The sequence below is a fragment of the Nocardia sp. NPDC023733 genome (genome assembly GCF_040639775.1).
In the GTDB taxonomy this organism is placed as follows: Bacteria; Actinomycetota; Actinomycetes; order Mycobacteriales; family Mycobacteriaceae; genus Nocardia; species Nocardia rosealba.
Map to the genome: position 1 here is coordinate 470,247 of NZ_JBFAAN010000001.1, position 16,399 is coordinate 486,645.

Genomic DNA, 16,399 nt, shown 5'->3' on the forward strand with positions numbered 1-16,399 from the left:
TCACTCTCGCTCAGCGCCCGAGACATGAACGGTCAAGGGCGGAAAACCATTGAAGGACACCGACGAATAACTCGCGGTATAGGCGCCGGTGTCGAGAATCTGGATCTGATCACCGGCTCGCAACGTGGTCGGCAGAAGGACCTTCGTGCGTTGATACAGTACATCGTCGCCGTCGCAGGTCGGACCCGCGACCACCGCCTCGCCCACCGGATCGCCGTCGCGATCGGTGACGAAACGGTAGGCGATGTACTCGTTCTCCGTCTCGGCCATACCGTTGTATCGGCCGATGTCGAGATACACCCAGCGCCGCCCGTCCGGCGCGAAACGCACGCCGACGACCTCGGCGTGGATGGTGCCCGCGTTGCCGACCAGGGCACGCCCCGGCTCCACGATCAGATCGACCGACGCGGGCAGGAATTCGGCCGCGGCCTGCGCCGCGGCGGCCGCGATCGCGCCCGGTTCGGGCGCCGACTCGGCGTAGGAGATGGGCAGGCCGCCGCCGATGTTCACCGCGGCTACGTGAATGTCCTTGTCCGCCAAGGCCTTCACGATCTCACCCGCTTGCTCGATGCCGATCCGCCAGGCGGCCGGATCGAGCTGCTGGGAGCCCACATGGAAGTACGGGCCACCGACACGCAAGCCTAGATCGCGGGCCCGCACCAGCAACCGCAGCGCCTCGCCCGGCGCACACCCGAACTTGGTGCCGAACGGGGTGCGCGACTCCGGTGCCGAGGACAGGAACCGGCACTCCACCTCCGCGCCCGGCGCGTGCTCGGCGATGCGCTCGAGATCGTCCTCGGTGTCGAAGGCGAACCGGCGCACACCGGCGGCGTGGGCGTAGGCGATGTGGGCGGCCTTCTTGATCGGATTGCCGTAGCAGAGCTTGTCCGCCGCGATACCGAGGCGCACGCACTGATCGATCTCCCCGACACTGGCGACGTCGAACTCGGCGCCCTCGGCGTCGAGCAGGGTGAGCACCTCGTCGACGGGAGCCGCTTTCACCGCGTACCTGATCCGGGTGCCCTGCTCGCGCTGCGCCGAGACGGCCGCGGCGAGGGTTCGGTAGTTGGCACGTACCCGCTCGGGGTAGATGACAAGGTACGGGGATTCGGGCATAGTTGAACTTTCGGTCGGCGGCCGGGAGAGAGTATCAGCGGCCACTACCCAACAACGAATCCGTCAAACATTCGTCACATACGTCATATCGATCGGGTATGACTCAGCCGGGCGCCACCGTGACCTCGTCGAACACCACCTCGCCCGCGGCATCGGACTCCTCGAGATCCACGATGGCCGTCAGCGCCCACCCGTGGTCGCCCGCCGGGTCGTCGATCACCTGGCGCACGTGCCAGAAACCGGGCCGCTGCTCCACCCGGAACAGCTGCGGGCCGCGCGCGTCGGGGCCCGTGCCGATGGTCTCGTACTCCTCGAAATAGGGTGCGAACTCCTCGGCCCAGTCGGGGCCCGTCCCGAGCTGATCCAGCTCGTACCAGCGCTGTCGCGAGGCCAGCTCCACGCGGCGGAACATGGCGTTGCGCACCATGATCCGGAAGGCCCGTTCGTTGGCCGAGATCGGGCGCACCTGTTCGGCACCGAAGGCGACCTGGTCGGTGTCGATCTCGGCGCCGGGGTTGGTGAGCTGTTCCCATTCGTCGAGCAGGCTCGAATCGACCTGGCGGATCAGTTCGCCGAGCCATTCGGTGAGGTCGTCGAGCTCCTCGGTGCGCGCCGCGTCGGGAACGGTGCGGCGCAGCGCGCGGTAGGCGTCGGCCAGGTAGCGCAGCACCACACCTTCGGAGCGGGTGAGCTCGTAGAAGGAGATGAGCTCGGCGAAGGTCATCGCGCGCTCGATCATGTCGCGCACCACCGACTTCGGCGACGGCGCGAACTCCGACACCCACGGATGTCCCGCGCGGTAGGTCTCGAACGCGGGCTCGATCAGCTCGGCGAGCGGCTTGGGCCAGGTCACTTCCTCGAGCAGCTCCATGCGCTCCTCGTATTCGATGCCCTCGGCCTTCATCTCGGCCACGGCGGCGCCGCGCGCCTTGTGCTGCTGGGCCATCAGCAGCTGCCGCGGGTCCTCGAGCGTCGCCTCGATGAGGGAGACGACATCGAGTGTGTAGGTGGGGCTTTCGCGATCGAGGAGCTCGAACGCGGCCAGCGCGAACGGCGACAGCGGCTGATCGAGCGCGAAGTCGCGTTGCAGGTCGACGGTGAGCCGCGCCATCCGGCCCTTGGCGTCGGGCTCGGAGAGCTGTTGCACCACACCGGCATCGCGCAGCGAACGGTAGAGGCGGATGGCGCGCAGGATGTGTTTACGCTGGGCCGGGCGCGGTTCGTGATTGTCCTCGAGCAGGTGCCGCATGGCGTAGAAGCAGTTGCCCGGCCGGGCGATGACATTGAGCAGCATCGAGTTGGTGACCGCGAAACGCGACACCATCGGTTCGGGTTGTGCGGCGACCAACCGGTCGAAGGTCTCCTCGCTCCACGACACGAACCCCTCGGGGGGCTTGCGGCGCTGCACCTTTCGCTGCTTCTTCGGGTCGTCGCCCGCCTTGGCGATCAGGCGGGCGTTCTCCACCTCGTGCTCGGGCGCCTGCACCACGACGGTGCCCATGGTGTCGAATCCGGCGCGTCCGGCGCGTCCGGCGATCTGATGGAACTCGCGGGCCTTGAGTCGGCGGGTGCGCACGCCGTCGTATTTGGTGAGTCCGGTCAGCAGCACGGTGCGGATCGGCACGTTGATCCCGACGCCGAGGGTGTCGGTGCCGCACACCACCTTCAGCAGGCCCTCTTGGGCGAGCTTCTCCACCAGCCTGCGGTATTTGGGCAGCATGCCCGCGTGATGCACGCCGATACCGTGACGGATCAGCCGCGACAGGGTCTTGCCGAAACCGGACGCGAAACGGAACTCGCCGATCGCGGCGGCGATGGCGTCCTTCTCGGCGCGGGAGGCGAAGTTCACACTGGTCAGCGCCTGCGCGCGTTCCAGGGCGGCGGCCTGGGTGAAGTGGACTACGTACACCGGGGCCTGGTGGGTGGTGACCAGTTCCTCGAGGGTTTCGGTGATGGGGGTGCGCACGTAGGAGAACGTCAGCGGCACCGGACGTTCGGTGCCCGCCACCACGGCCGTCGGCCTGCCGGTGCGCTGCTCGAGGTCGGTGGCGAAGAAGTCGACCTCGCCCAACGTGGCCGACATCAGGAGGAATTGGGCGCGCGGCAGTTCGATGATCGGCACCTGCCAGGCCCAGCCACGATCCGGGTCGGCATAGAAGTGGAACTCGTCCATCACCACCTGGCCCACCTCGGCGGCGGCGCCCTCGCGCAGCGCCAGATTCGCCAGGATCTCGGCGGTGGCGCAGATGATCGGCGCGTCGGCGTTCACGGCCGCGTCACCGGTGACCATGCCGACGTTCTCGGCGCCGAACACCTCGCACAGCGCGAAGAACTTCTCGCTCACCAGCGCCTTGATGGGTGCGGTGTAGTAGCTGCGCTGCCCGTTGGCCATGGCGAACAGATGCGCGCCGACCGCGACCAGGGACTTTCCGGAGCCGGTCGGGGTCGCCAGAATGACGTTGGACCCCGACGCCAGCTCCATCAGCGCCTCGTCTTGCGCCGGATACAGGGTGGTGCCCTGCTCGGCGGCCCACAGCGCGAACGACTCGTAGAGCGCGTCGGCGTCGGTACCGGGAATTTCGAGCAGGTCGGTCAGATCCACTCCGACCACCCTAGTGGGCGGGTGCGGTGCGACCGTGCGTCAGTCCCGTCCGGTGTCGTCGTAGCCGCCCTGCTCGGCCAGGAACCGTTCGAACTCGGCGCCGATCTCCTCGCCACTGGGCAGCTCGCCGTCACTGGCCAGCAGGCTGGACTGGCGTTCCTGGGCGGTGACGAAGCTGTCGTACTGGCGTTCCAGCGCCGCGACGACCGTCTCCACCTCCTCGTTGCCGGCGATGTGCTCGGCGACCTGCTCGCGCACCCGCGCGGCCGCCTCGCCGAGTGCGGCAAGCGGCAGCTCGAGACCGGTGTTGTCGGCGACGCTCTCGAGCAGGGTCTGAGCGGCCTCGGGGTAGTCGGTCTGGGCGAGATAGTGCGGAACGTGCACGGAGAACCCGAGCGATTCGTGGCCGTGCTGTGCCATCCGGAACTCGAGCAGCGACGAGGCGCTGCCGGGCACCTGCAGCTCACCCGGCCAACGCTGATGCTCACCGAGCAGCGACCGGTCCGAGGAATGCGCGGTGACACCGAGCGGGCGGGTGTGCGGGATCGCCATCGGGATCGCCGACAGGCCGATCGTGCGGCGCACGCCGAGCTGTTCGGCCAGCAGCCGCACGGCGGTGGTGAACTTCTCCCAGCGCAGATCCGGCTCGAGACCGGCCAGCAGCAGGAACGGTGTACCTGCCGTGTCGCGCAACGCCCACAGGTTCAGTTCGGGCTCGGCGTAATCGGCGAAATGATCGGTCTTGAACGTCATCAGGGGACGACGCGACCGGTAGTCGAGCAGTTCGTCCACGTCGAATGACGCGACCAGTTCCGATTCCAGGCTCTCGCGCAGGTGCGTCGTGGCCAGGCGCACCGCGTGGCCGGCGTCGGTGAAACCTTCGAGCCCGTGCACCAGCACGGGACCGGCGCCGTCGTCCGCGGACAACTGCGGTGCCGGAAACTCCAGTTCGTACATATGCGACTGGTCATCCATCGCGTTTCTCCTTCCTACGCGGTCCACCAACGCTCGCGGCGGGGGAGGCTCGTCCATTGTCCCCCATGCGAGCACGACCGACGCACACGGCCGGAGGACGGCTCGTCCTGCTTCCAACAGCCGCACGCGCCCCGGCATTCCCTCCGGCGTGGCGCGCGGCGACCGCTCGGTCCGGTGGGGCACAGTGAAGGGTGTGAACGTGGCGCGCACCTCGCTCGGCAGGGCCGTTCCGACGACGGCGGGTCGTCGGCGGGTCGCGGCCTGTGCCGTGCTGATGGCGGGGGCGCTGACCGGGTGTGCCGAGGCGGTGAGCGGCATCCCGGTCGCCGAGAGCGCCACCTCGATGCACCATGTCGAGGCCGCGCCCGCCGATCTGCTGCCCGCCCCGCACGAGTTCCCGGCCGCCTATCCGGCTGTCGTGCTCACGCCGCAGGCCGCCTCGGCCGCGGCGGGGGATCTGGACGGCGTCGGAATGGGTGCGACCGTGAGCCCGGTCGAATGCACACCGCCGGAGTCCGAACCCGGTGCCGAGCCGCCCGCGGTGGCGGTGGGGACCGACGAGGTGAGCCGGGCCAGTCTCACCGTCGAACTGTCGCGGACCACCGAACTGCTCGCGCGGGTGCGTGACCGATTGCGGGCCTGCGAACAGATCCGGGTGAGCCGGGCGGGAGCGGGGTCGACCGTCACCACCGAGGTCTCCGCGCACGTACCGGCCGGTGCCGACGAGGCGATGACCTTGCGGCGCAGCGTGATTCCGGATGTCGGTGGGGCGGGGCTGACGCAGACCATGTACACCTCGGTCGGGCGCGTCGGCGACATCAGGATCACCGTCACCTCGATGACCTTCGGTGCGGGCGAACCCGACAAAGCCGCCGTCGACGAGCTGTTCGCCACGGCCGTGCGCTCCGTACGCACGCGCTGATCGGCCGCTACCACTCGGCACCGACATTTTCGGCGCGCCCGGACCCGCGCCTGCGGTGGTTGTGCACAGGTTTGCCGCTGTGCACAGGGCGGCGATAAGCCCAGGTCGCGCCATCGGCGCCGGGACGGCGGGCGAGGACGCTCGAGCCATGACATCTTCGACCAACCCGACCCGGCGGGCCACCCGCACAGGACCCTTTCCCCGGGCGCTCACCTGCGCAGAGACAGGCCCGGGTTACCGGGATCTGCCTACCCCTGCCGTCCGCGTCGACGAGCCCGGCGATCTCATCGCCGCGCTTCCGGCCATGCTCGGTTTCGTTCCGGAACGCTCCCTCGTCGTCGCCGTACTGCACCCGCACCCCACGGCCGCCGCCGCGATCGACGCGGTGGTGCGTTTCGACCTCGACGCCGTCACCGATCCCGACCACTACGAGCATTTCCTCGGCTGTCTCGGATCGATCTGCCTGCGCGAACAGGCCAGCGGGGTGTTCGCCGTCTTCATCGACGACCGGCAGCGATCCTTCTCGGCCACCGCCGCGGGCGCCGACGCGCTGCTCGCCGCGATCGGTGCGCAGGGGATCGAGGTGCGTGGGGCGTGGACGGTGCGTGCCGTCGTCGCGGGCGCGCGGTACCGCAGTCTGCTCGGGACCGGCGGCGGGCTGGTCGCCGACCCGGACTCCTCGATGGTCTCGCTGTCGCATGTGCTCGACGGCAGGCAGATACGGCGCTCCCGCGGCGAACTCACCGCGCTCGTGGAACCCGACGAACAGTTGTGCGCGCGGGTTCGGCGCAAGCTCGGACCGGCCGTCGCCCGCTACCGTGGCGGGCTGGCGACGGCCGAACGGGTGGGGGAGGGCGCGGTGTTTCAGCGTCGCGCGCTGGAGTGGGTGCTGTGGCAGATCGCCGACGCCGCCTCGGGACTGCCACGCGCCGATCGTGAATTCGCCAGGCTGGCTGCCACTTTGCGTGATCGGGCGGTTCGGGACGCGCTCTACGGGCTGGCCGTCACCGACCACGCCGAAGCCGCCGAAGGGTTGTGGGCACAGCTGGCCAGGGCCACCCCGGCGGGCGACCGGGCCGAGGCCGCCGCGTTGCTCGGCTTCAGTGCCTATCTGCGCGGCGACGGGCCGTTCGCGGGCATCGCGCTGGCCGCCGCCGTGGATGCCGACGGTGACCATCCGATGGCGGTCCTGCTGGAAACGTCGCTGCAGTCGGGTCTTCGGCCCGAACGGTTGCGCACGCTGGCCGACTGCGGGCGCCAGATCGCCGCCGATCTCGGGGTCGACCTGGGGCCGGTGCGGCCGTGAGCGGGCCGCACCGGTCGGCCGTGTCAGCGGGCGCTGTGCGCCTTGTCGCCGAGCGAACGCAGGAATTCCCAGGCGTCGGTGACGATCTCGTCGATGTCGTTGTGCTCGGGCGTCCAGCCCAGCTCGGCGATCGCCTTCTCGCTCGAGGCGATCAGGACGGCCGGGTCGCCCGCGCGGCGGGGCGCGTCGATGGCTTCGATGGGCAGACCGGTCACCCGCTCGCACGCCGAGATCACCTCGCGCACCGAGAACCCGGTGCCGGAACCGAGATTGAGAACGCGGTGACTGCCCGGCTGCGAGGACGACAGGGCGAGCAGATGCGCCTGGGCCAGATCGCGGATATGGATGTAGTCGCGCACACAGGTGCCGTCGGGTGTGGGCCAGTCGGTGCCGTACACCGAGATCGCCTTGCGATGACCGAGTGCCACCTGCAGCACGAGGGGGATCAAATGGGTTTCCACCACACGGTTTTCGCCGAGCCCGGCGTAGGCGCCGGCCACATTGAAGTAGCGCAGGCTCGTCGCGGCCAGCCCGTAGGCCACCGCGTAGGAGGTGATGGCGTGGTCGATCGCCAGCTTGCTCGCGCCGTAGGGGTTGGTCGGGCGAGTGGGCGAGTCCTCGGTGATCGGCACCTGTTCGGGCTCGCCGTAGACCGCCGCCGTCGAGGAGAACACCAGGCGCCCGGTGCCGGTCTCGCGCATCGCGTCGAGCAGGGTCAGCGTCTTGGCCACGTTGCCGTGCCAGTACTTGGCCGGCTGCTCCACCGACTCGCCCACCAGCGACTGGGCCGCGAAATGCAGGACACCGTCGAAGGATTCGGCACGCAGCAGAGCCGGGGCGGCCTCGGCGATATCGCCTTCGACGAATCGCGCGCCCGCCGGGACACCGTCGGCGTTACCGGTCGACAGGTCGTCGACGACGACCACCTCGTTGCCCTGCTCGAGCAACACCGCGGCGCACACGCCGCCCACATAGCCGGCGCCGCCGGTGACCAGAAGTTTCACGAATCAGACCAGCCTCACCTGGACGGCGTGCGCCATCTCCTCGGACAATTCGAAACCGTGGTGCCCCGGCACCGTGATCAGCACCGCACCCGGCTTGGTCTCCACGGTGACGCGTGCGTCGGGAACGACACCGGCCTCCCGCAACCGGCCGATGACCTCGGGGTCGGTCTGGATGTGCTCGGCCAGCCTGCGCACGACCACCGCGTGCAGCGCGCCGTTGGGCAGGTCCGAGAGGCGGATCAGCTTCTCCTCCACCGGCGGCGGGTCGGCGAGGCCGAGTTCGTCGAGGCCGGGGATGGGGTTGCCGTAGGGCGAGGTGGTCGGGTGGTTGAGCACCTCGATCAGGCGCCGCTCCACCTCTTCGCTCATCACGTGCTCCCAGCGACACGCCTCGGCATGCACGTTCTGCCAGTCCAGCCCGATGATGTCGACCAGCAACCGCTCGGCGAGCCGGTGCTTGCGCATCACCGCGACCGCCATCGAGCGGCCCTTGTCGGTCAGCTCGAGATGGCGGTCACCCGCGACGAGCAGCAGGCCGTCGCGTTCCATCCGCGCGACAGTCTGGCTCACCGTCGGACCACTCTGCTCGAGCCGCTCGGCGATTCGTGCCCGCAAGGGCACCACGCCCTCTTCCTCGAGGTCGTAGATGGTACGGAGGTACATCTCCGTGGTGTCGACCAGATCTTTCACCTGATAACCCCTTCGTCGGCACGATTCTACCCACGGGCGAACGCCGGTCCGTGCGCTGGACCGGCGGCCCTATTTCTACTGCATGTCAACGTCTCACGGGGCCCGCTGCTTCCGGCTAGCGTGGCGAGCATGGTCACTGTGCCACCGAGCCGAGCACCGGGAACTCTCGTATGGACCGAGCGATTCCTCGGCTACACCTGGAGCCCCGAACATCCGATGAAACCGGCGCGCCTGCGGTTCACCATGTCGCTGGCCGAAAGTCTCGGTCTGCTCGACGGTATCGAACCGCTCGCCCCAGCCGAGGCTACCCAGGGTGAGTTGATGCGGGTGCACAGCAGCGCCTATATCCAGGCGGTTCGCCGAGCCGGAGCGGGACCTGCCACCCCGGAGGACACGCTCTACGGCCTGGGCACCGCCGACAATCCGGTCTTCCCGCACATGCACGAGGCGGCGTCGGTGATCGTCGGCGGCACGCTGGCCGCGGCGCGGGAGATCGCGGCCGGGCGTACCCGGCGCGCGGTGAGCATCGGTGGCGGCATGCACCACGCCATGCCGGATTCGGCGGCGGGGTTCTGCGTCTACAACGACGCCGCGATCGCGATCTCCTGGTTGCTGGACAACGGATTCGACCGGATCGCGTATGTGGATGTCGATGTCCATCACGGCGACGGTGTGCAGCGCGCCTTCTATGCCGATCCACGGGTGCTCACGGTGTCGCTGCACCAGCATCCGGCCACGTTGTGGCCCAATACCGGGTGGCCGGAGGAGACCGGGCTCGGCAGCGCCGAGGGCACCTCGATCAACCTGCCGTTGCTGCCCGGCACCCGGGACGCGCAGTGGCTGCGCGGTTTTCACGCGGTGGTGCCCGGTGCGATCGCCGCGTTCCGGCCGCAGATCATCGTCAGCCAGTGCGGGGTGGACACCCACCGCGAGGACCCGCTCGCCGATCTGGAACTGACCGTCGACGGTCAGCGCGCGGCCTTCCTCGCCATGCGCGAGCTGGCCGACCGCCACGCCGAGGGCAGATGGCTCGCGCTCGGTGGCGGCGGTTACGGGGTGGTGCGAGTGGTGCCACGGGCGTGGACCCACCTGCTCGCGGCCGCGCTGGATCGTCCGTTGGCGCCGGACACCCCGATTCCCGAGAGCTGGCGCGAGCAGGTACGCGCGTCGGCGCCGCGGATCACCCCGCCGACGACGATGAGCGACGGTGGCGACGCGACCTACCGCCCGTGGGACGGGCCGGGCGGCACCCCCGAGCTCGGTGACGCCGACGAGGTCCGAGCCCAGCGCGCGGTCGACACCGCCATCTCGGCCACCCGACGGGCCAGTTTCTCGCTGCTCGGTCTCGACCCGGAGGATCCCCGTGACTGAACCACTGCTGCCCGACACTCCCGATACGCCCGCGAACCCGCCCGAGCCGCCGCCGCAGCTGTTCGGTGATGTGCTGGCGGCCGACGGCGGGGTGGTGCGGATCCGTCCGATCGTGCCCGCCGATGCCGACGCGCTGGCGGATTTCCACGCCCGGCTCTCGGATCGCACGCGCTACCTGCGCTATTTCGGTCCCTACCCGAGAATCTCGCCCAAGGACATGTACCGCACCACCCATGTCGACTATCACGACCGGGTGGGGTTGGTCGCGGTGCTCGGTACCGCGATCATCGCGGTGGCCCGCTACGAACTGCTCGACCGGCCGGGGCCGCGCGCGGCCGAGGTGGCGTTCGTCGTCGCCGACGAACACCAGGGGCGCGGACTCGGGTCGATCCTGCTCGAGCATCTCGCTGGTGCCGCCGCCGAGAACGAGGTGGAAACGTTCACCGCGGAGGTGCTGGCCGAGAACGAGGCCATGATCACGGTGTTCCGTGACGCCGGCTACCAGTTGCAGCGCAGCCGCGACGGTTCCGAGGTGCACCTGGAGTTCGCGATCGACCCCACCGAGGCCCTGCGCACCGTTCGGGACGCCAGGGAGGCGGCGTCGGAGGCGCGCAGCGTGGGCAATCTGCTGGCACCCGGTTCGGTGGCGGTGATCGGCGCATCGCCGGAGAGCACGCGGGTCGGTGGCGCCGTGCTGGCCAACCTGCTCGCCGGGGGATTCGCCGGCCCGGTGTTCCCGGTGAATCCGCATCGCCGGTCGGTGCGCGGGGTGCGCGCTTACGCCACCGTTCGCGAGATTCCCGACGAGGTCGACCTCGCCGTCGTCGCGGTGCCGCCCGCCGCGATCGGATCGGTGCTCGACGACTGCATGGCCAAGGGCGTCAAAGGCTTGATCGTGCTCACCGCCGGTTTCGGGGAGACCGGGCCCGCCGGGTTGGCCGCCGAACAGGACCTGGTCGCCGCCGCCCGGGGGCACGGGATGCGGGTGGTCGGACCGAGCGCGCTCGGCATCGCCAACACCGACCCTGCCGTGGGGCTCAATGCCACCCTCGCCCCGGTACTGCCGCAGCGTGGGCGGATCGGGTTCTTCTGCCAGTCCGGACCGCTCGGCGCCGCGATTCTCGCCGAGGCCGCCACCCGCAATCTCGGGGTGTCGACATTCGTGTCGGCGGGCAACCGGGCCGATGTGTCGGGCAACGACCTGCTGCAGTACTGGGACACCGCCGCCGACACCGAGGTGATCCTGCTCTACCTGGAGAGTTTCGGTAATCCGCGCAAGTTCTCCCGGCTCGCGCGGCGGGTGGCGCGCGGCAAACCGATCGTGGCCGTGAGCAGTGGCAGGCTGGCCGCCGGCGCCGATATGGATCGCACAGTGGTGCGTGACCTGTTCGCCCAGGCCGGGATCATCCAGGTGGACTCCATCTCCGAATTGTTCGACTGCGCCGCCCTGCTGGCGTGTCAGCCGTTGCCGCGCGGACCACGGGTAGCGGTGGTCGGCAACAGCGCTGCCCTGAACTGGCTGGCCATCGATGCGGCCACCAGCGAAGGCCTACATATCCACCGCCCGCCCACAGCCGTCGACCGTGGCCCCGGAGCCCGGCCCACCGAACGCGGACCGGGCGGTCCGGAAAGCGACGTCGGGGGTGTGTCGGCTGACGGGCCGGTGGATCTCGGACCGGAAGCGACCCCTGCCGATTTCCGGGAGGCTGTGCTCGCGGCTCTGCGCAGTGCGGAAGTCGATGCGGTGATCGTGGTTGTCGCGCCGCCGGTGCCGGTGCATATGGGTGGGTTCGCGGATGCGTTGCGTGCGGCTGCGGCCGCCGCACCCGACCGGGACAAACCGGTGCTCACCACCTTTGTGGCGGAATCCGGAATTCCTGATCTGCTCGCTGTGCGGTCGACCGGTGGCGCGCCTGGGCGCGGGTCCATCCCGTCGTATCCCGATCCGGAACGTGCCGCCCGTGCGCTCGCCAGGGTCGATCGCTACGCGCGCTGGCGGGATCGGCCCGTCTCGCCGGTCGTTCGTCCTCCCGGGATCGACACCGCCGCGGCGACGGCGATGGTGGAGCAGTGGTCGGCCGGGTCGTCGGGGCGGTGGCTCACCGATGACGAGGCGGTGCGGCTGCTCGAGTGCTACGGCATCGACATCGTCGACTTCCGGGCGGTGCGTGACGCGGAGCAGGCGGTGGCCGCAGCCGAGGAACTGGGCTACCCGGTCGCCGCGAAGGCCACCGGTGAGCTGTGGCGGCGCAGACCGGATCTGATCGGGGTCCGGTTGGATCTGTGGGGGCCCGACGCGGTCCGTCAGGCGTACTCCGATCTTGTTGCGATATGTGGCGATCCCCTGCTGCACGTGCAGAAGATGGCGACCAAGGGCGTCGGGTGCGTGCTGAGCGTCACCGACGACCCGTCGTTCGGTTCGGTCATCGAGTTCGGCCTGTCCGGCATGATCATGGACCTGCTCGGCGACCGTGCCTACCGCGCGCTACCGCTGACCGCCGACGAGGCCGCCGCCCTGATCGACGCACCTCGCGCCGCACCGCTGCTCTCGCCCGGTCCAACGGGCCCGGGTGTCGACAAGGCGGCGCTCATCGAACTGGCCCAACGCATTTCGGCCCTCTTCGACGACATCCCCCAGATGCGCGAACTGTCCTGCGACCCCGTCCTGGCTTCCCCCGGCTCGGCCGAGATCATCTACGCCCGCGCCCGCATCGGTCCCCAACCCACCCGCTTCGACACCGGCCCCCGACGCCTGGCATGAACGACCACACGGCCGCGTCGGCGCCCACGCGGCGGCGGTACATGCCACAGGCGCGGTGGTGGACGGACAACGCCGACCGGTTCGCGACCCCGGAGGGGGATGGAGTCACGGACACCGGTCGGCGTTTCGGAAGACGACCCCTGAGGGCCGTCAGGTCTTGGTCAGCGCCGGCAAGTCACCGTCGACACGATGGCGGCGGATCAGCACGGCGCTGACAGTGGGATCAGCTCGCGTAGGCACGCAGACGGTCGGCGCGCTCACCCTTGCGCAGCTTCGACATGACCTCGCGCTCGATCTGGCGCACCCGCTCGCGCGACAGGCCGAACAGCTTGCCGATCTGGTCGAGGGTGCGGGGCTGCCCGTCGTCGAGCCCGAAGCGCAGGCGGATGACCTGCTGTTCGCGTTCGTCGAGGGTGGCCAGGACGCTGCGGACGTCGTGGTGGAGCAGGCCCGCGATCACGGCGCTCTCGGCCGAGGTGGCCTCGGAGTCCTCGATGAAGTCGCCGAGTGGGGCTTCCTCATCGTTACCGACGGGCATGTCGAGGCTCACCGGGTCGCGGCTGTGGTCGAGCAGGTCGGCGATCTTCTCCACCGGGATGCCCGACTCGTTCGCCAGTTCGGCATCGGTGGCCTCGCGACCGAGCTGCTGATGCAGTTCGCGCTTGATCCTGGCGAGCTTGTTCACCTGTTCGACCAGGTGCACGGGCAGCCGGATGGTGCGGCTCTGATCGGCCATACCCCTGGTGATGGCCTGCCGGATCCACCAGGTGGCGTAGGTGGAGAACTTGAAGCCCTTGGCGTAGTCGAACTTCTCCATCGCGCGGATGAGGCCGAGGTTGCCCTCCTGGATGAGATCGAGCAACGGCATGCCGCGGCCGGTGTAGCGCTTGGCCAGCGAAACGACCAGACGCAGGTTGGCCTCGAGCAGGTGCGAGCGGGCGGCTTGCCCCTCGCGGACCAGAACGGCCAGATCACGCTTGCGGGCCGCCGACAACCGTTTGCCGGTCTCGAGCAGGTGCTGGGCATACAGGCCCGCCTCGATACGCTTGGCCAGCTCGACCTCGTCGGCCGCCGTGAGCAGTGCCGTGCGGCCGATCCCGTTCAGGTACACGCGTACCAGGTCGGCGGCGGGGCTCTGGGCGTCGATATCGGACTCGCTGGGGCGCACTCGAGTAGTGGCGGGGCTTGTCATGACTTGCCTCCTGTCGGTGGTGTCTCACTCCGATCAACGGACCCGACTTAGAGAAAGTTCCCGATCCCGTGCGTAATAAACCGCTCTGAGCTGCGGATTTATCGGTGCACGGCTGAGAAGTTCCTGAGAAGGACGCCGTCGTGGAACGCGTGCCCCGTCCAGCCCGGTCTACACCGGCCGTATCAATCCGTGGCGGACGAGACCGGCGACCACGCCGAGAGCCTGGGCCGCGAACTCGGGGGTCACCTGCTCGGCTCCGTCGGCGAGCGCGAGCAGTTCGATCAGTTCGTACAACGGCAGACCGTCGGCCCGCATTCCCGCGACGAGCGCGACGGTCGTCTCGTCGACCTCGTGCTGCCAGCGCGGACCGTCGCCGCGGTGCAACCGCGCCACCTGCTCGGCCCAGCCGTCCTCACCCGGCAGGTACACCCGTTCCAGGGCAGTGGCCGGGCTCGGCGCGAAACGTGAACGCCACGCGAGGTTTTCGTCGGCGGCCACTGCTCGCAACCAGGCCGAACGGGCGAAATAGTCGCCCACTTCGGCCCCGAGCGGGTCGTCGAAGCCGTGTGTGAGGTCCTCGGCCAGCAGTTCGGTCGGCCCGTCGATGGCCCGCAGGTAGACGAAGCCGAAGCCGATGCCCGTCACGTCGGCGGCCTCGAAGGCATCGAGCCAGCGTGCCGCGCGTTCCTGCGCCTCCGGATCCCGCGGGTCCAGACCCACGTCGCGCAACCAGGTGCCCACGTACAGCCCGGGATCGGCGACATCGCGCTGCACCACCCAGGCGTCGACGCCGTGTTCCGGCAACCACGACGACACCCGCTGCCGCCAGTCCTGTCCCTCGACATGTACCCAGGCGGCGAGCATGGCCGCGGTACCGCCGGGTGCGAGCAGTCCGGCGGCCTGCCCGATCACCAGCTCGCTCGCTCCGTCGAGCGCGAGCCCGGAGTCGCGGTAGGTGTGTTCGATGCGTGCGGGTCCCACGACGAAGGGCGGATTGGCGACGATCTGATCGAACCGCCTGCCCGCCACCGGCTCGAACCACGACCCTTCGAGCAGCTCGATCTCGAGTTCGTTGAGCGCGGCGGTGGCCTGTGCCAGCCAGAGCGCGCGCGGGTTCACGTCGGTGGCGGTGATCTTGTCCGCGTAGGCGGCCGCGTGCACGGCCTGTACGCCGCAGCCGGTGCCCAGGTCGAGTACGGTGCCCACCGGTTCGGTCGGGGTGGCCCGCAGCAGCGAAAGCGAGGCGTGGCCGACGCCGAGGACGTGCTCCTCGGTGAGGGTTCGCCTGCGCATCGAGTCGTCGAGATCGGACAGGATCCAGCGGTTCCCGTGTCCGGCGTCGAGCGGGCGCAGATCGAGTGCGGCGCTCACCTCGTCGCCGTCTCTGGTGAGCAGCCCGGCGGCCACGGCGTCGTCGACACGGACCGGTGCCAGCGCCGCGGCCACGTCGGGTTCGGGCAGTACGTCGCCGAGCAGCAGCAACCGGATCAGTGTGCCGAGTTCACCGGCGTCGCGCGCGGCACGGCGCACCGGCACCGGCTCCGAACGACCCAGTGCCGCATGCACATCCGGGCCGAGCGCGTCGACCAGCCCGTCGGCGGTGTAGTCGACCCTGGTCAGTGCCGCGCGCAGATCCGGGCACAGTGCGGTGAGCAGGGAACCGGTGGTGGTGTGGTTCGTAGGCACCCGACCACTCTGCCAGCCTCGGTGAACCGCGCCTCGGCCAGCTCAGGCAGGCTTACGGGAGGTCACGCAGTAGGGGGTGCCACTGGGGTCGGCGAGGACGATCCAGAATTCCTCGTCCACGAGACGGGTGGCGCCGAGGGATTCGTGCCAGGTGGCGACGGCGGACATGTCGGTGGCCGCGAAATCGATGTGGGCGCCGGGGTGCCGAGGCTCGTCGAGGCGTTGCAGCAGGAACTGCAGTGGTTGTCCGGGATCGCGCAGGCGCGTGAACTCGGGGCGCCGGGTCGATTCGGGGGACCACCCGGTGAGCGACTGCCAGAACGAGGTGTCGGAGTCGAGGTCGGTCGGTGCGAGGTCGAGGCAGATCTGATCAAGTGCCGCGACGTTTCCATCGGGCGTCGTGACCCGTGTCATCGCACCGGTAGCGGCGGACGGGCCCGCGGCAGTGAAGCAGAAGGTCTGTCCCGCAGGTGATTCCATCACTGTGTAGTCGGGATCGACCAGGACCACCTGGGCCCCGAGTGCCGTCGCCTCGGCTACCGCGGCGGGGATGTCATCGACATCCAGGTCGAGGTGGATCCCGCCTGGGCCGCCCACCCGCTGCATTTTCAGCCACGCGGGTCCGGTCGACGGCAGCAACGTGACGAACTCACCGTGCGCCCCACGTGGCGGCGACACCGTCGACCCGGTCGCCGCAGCCCAGAACCGTACGCACTCGTCGAAACTGGCTGCGGGCCGGTCGATGAACGCCCAGGTCCAGCGAATCATAGTGTC

Annotated in this window: 12 protein-coding genes; 4 read left to right on the forward strand and 8 right to left on the reverse strand. The window is 69.5% G+C overall.

All coding sequences use genetic code 11. The features are described 5' to 3' along the window. From AB0F86_RS02100 to AB0F86_RS02110, 3 genes are all read right to left on the reverse strand, one after another. Positions 1 to 1,116 carry a type III PLP-dependent enzyme gene (locus tag AB0F86_RS02100; RefSeq protein ID WP_356984011.1) on the reverse strand — a complete coding sequence of 372 codons (1,116 nt, stop codon included), beginning with the start codon at positions 1,114 to 1,116 and terminating at the stop codon, positions 1 to 3. Between the two features lie 103 nt (positions 1,117 to 1,219). Continuing rightward, complete coding sequence (locus AB0F86_RS02105; RefSeq protein WP_181696982.1) at positions 1,220 to 3,718, reverse strand: DEAD/DEAH box helicase; 2,499 nt, start codon at positions 3,716 to 3,718, stop codon at positions 1,220 to 1,222. A gap of 39 nt (positions 3,719 to 3,757) precedes the next feature. Further along, the gene (locus AB0F86_RS02110; protein ID WP_181696983.1) at positions 3,758 to 4,693 is read right to left on the reverse strand and encodes a PAC2 family protein; all 936 of its coding nucleotides are present in this window, start codon (positions 4,691 to 4,693) and stop codon (positions 3,758 to 3,760) included. A 193-nt stretch (positions 4,694 to 4,886) separates the two neighbouring features. Between AB0F86_RS02110 and AB0F86_RS02115 the strand changes: the two genes are divergently transcribed. Continuing rightward, positions 4,887 to 5,615: a sensor domain-containing protein gene (locus AB0F86_RS02115; RefSeq protein WP_356984013.1), complete on the forward strand. Its 729-nt coding sequence runs from the start codon at positions 4,887 to 4,889 to the stop codon at positions 5,613 to 5,615. 148 nt (positions 5,616 to 5,763) lie between these two features. Continuing rightward, a complete protein-coding gene (locus tag AB0F86_RS02120) occupies positions 5,764 to 6,921 on the forward strand; it encodes a DUF4192 domain-containing protein (RefSeq protein ID WP_356984015.1) in 1,158 nt (385 codons plus the stop codon). A 23-nt stretch (positions 6,922 to 6,944) separates the two neighbouring features. On the opposite strand, the gene galE is transcribed toward AB0F86_RS02120, so the two are convergent. Both galE and AB0F86_RS02130 read right to left on the reverse strand, forming a co-directional pair. Beyond that, positions 6,945 to 7,925 (reverse strand): UDP-glucose 4-epimerase GalE, encoded by a 981-nt coding sequence (gene galE, locus AB0F86_RS02125; protein WP_067492813.1) that lies wholly within the window; start codon positions 7,923 to 7,925, stop codon positions 6,945 to 6,947. A 3-nt stretch (positions 7,926 to 7,928) separates the two neighbouring features. Then, positions 7,929 to 8,615 carry a metal-dependent transcriptional regulator gene (locus AB0F86_RS02130; RefSeq protein ID WP_067636271.1) on the reverse strand — a complete coding sequence of 229 codons (687 nt, stop codon included), beginning with the start codon at positions 8,613 to 8,615 and terminating at the stop codon, positions 7,929 to 7,931. Positions 8,616 to 8,744: 129 nt separating this feature from the next. On the opposite strand from AB0F86_RS02130, the gene AB0F86_RS02135 reads away from it, so the two are divergent. Both AB0F86_RS02135 and AB0F86_RS02140 read left to right on the forward strand, forming a co-directional pair. Further along, the gene (locus AB0F86_RS02135; RefSeq protein WP_356984017.1) at positions 8,745 to 9,986 is read left to right on the forward strand and encodes an acetoin utilization protein AcuC; all 1,242 of its coding nucleotides are present in this window, start codon (positions 8,745 to 8,747) and stop codon (positions 9,984 to 9,986) included. Between the two features lie 7 nt (positions 9,987 to 9,993). Beyond that, a complete protein-coding gene (locus AB0F86_RS02140) occupies positions 9,994 to 12,747 on the forward strand; it encodes a GNAT family N-acetyltransferase (RefSeq protein WP_356984387.1) in 2,754 nt (917 codons plus the stop codon). Positions 12,748 to 12,970: 223 nt separating this feature from the next. Here the strand turns inward: AB0F86_RS02140 and AB0F86_RS02145 are convergent, their stop codons facing one another. The 3 genes from AB0F86_RS02145 to AB0F86_RS02155 all read right to left on the reverse strand — a co-directional run bounded on the left by AB0F86_RS02145 (position 12,971) and on the right by AB0F86_RS02155 (position 16,393). Continuing rightward, positions 12,971 to 13,939 carry a sigma-70 family RNA polymerase sigma factor gene (locus tag AB0F86_RS02145; protein WP_067492821.1) on the reverse strand — a complete coding sequence of 323 codons (969 nt, stop codon included), beginning with the start codon at positions 13,937 to 13,939 and terminating at the stop codon, positions 12,971 to 12,973. 168 nt (positions 13,940 to 14,107) lie between these two features. After that, positions 14,108 to 15,625, reverse strand: coding sequence for a methyltransferase (locus tag AB0F86_RS02150; RefSeq protein WP_356984019.1), 1,518 nt, complete (start codon positions 15,623 to 15,625; stop codon positions 14,108 to 14,110). A 42-nt stretch (positions 15,626 to 15,667) separates the two neighbouring features. Further along, positions 15,668 to 16,393, reverse strand: coding sequence for a VOC family protein (locus AB0F86_RS02155; RefSeq protein WP_356984020.1), 726 nt, complete (start codon positions 16,391 to 16,393; stop codon positions 15,668 to 15,670). Positions 16,394 to 16,399 lie beyond the last annotated feature (6 nt).

Coding starts and splice junctions, on each gene's coding strand:
- AB0F86_RS02120 (WP_356984015.1), top strand. CDS start 5,764: ATGACATCTTCGACCAACCCGACCCGGCGGGCCACCCGCACAGGACCC.
- AB0F86_RS02145 (WP_067492821.1), bottom strand. CDS start 13,939: ATGACAAGCCCCGCCACTACTCGAGTGCGCCCCAGCGAGTCCGATATC.
- AB0F86_RS02100 (WP_356984011.1), bottom strand. CDS start 1,116: ATGCCCGAATCCCCGTACCTTGTCATCTACCCCGAGCGGGTACGTGCC.
- AB0F86_RS02135 (WP_356984017.1), top strand. CDS start 8,745: ATGGTCACTGTGCCACCGAGCCGAGCACCGGGAACTCTCGTATGGACC.
- AB0F86_RS02110 (WP_181696983.1), bottom strand. CDS start 4,693: ATGGATGACCAGTCGCATATGTACGAACTGGAGTTTCCGGCACCGCAG.
- AB0F86_RS02155 (WP_356984020.1), bottom strand. CDS start 16,393: ATGATTCGCTGGACCTGGGCGTTCATCGACCGGCCCGCAGCCAGTTTC.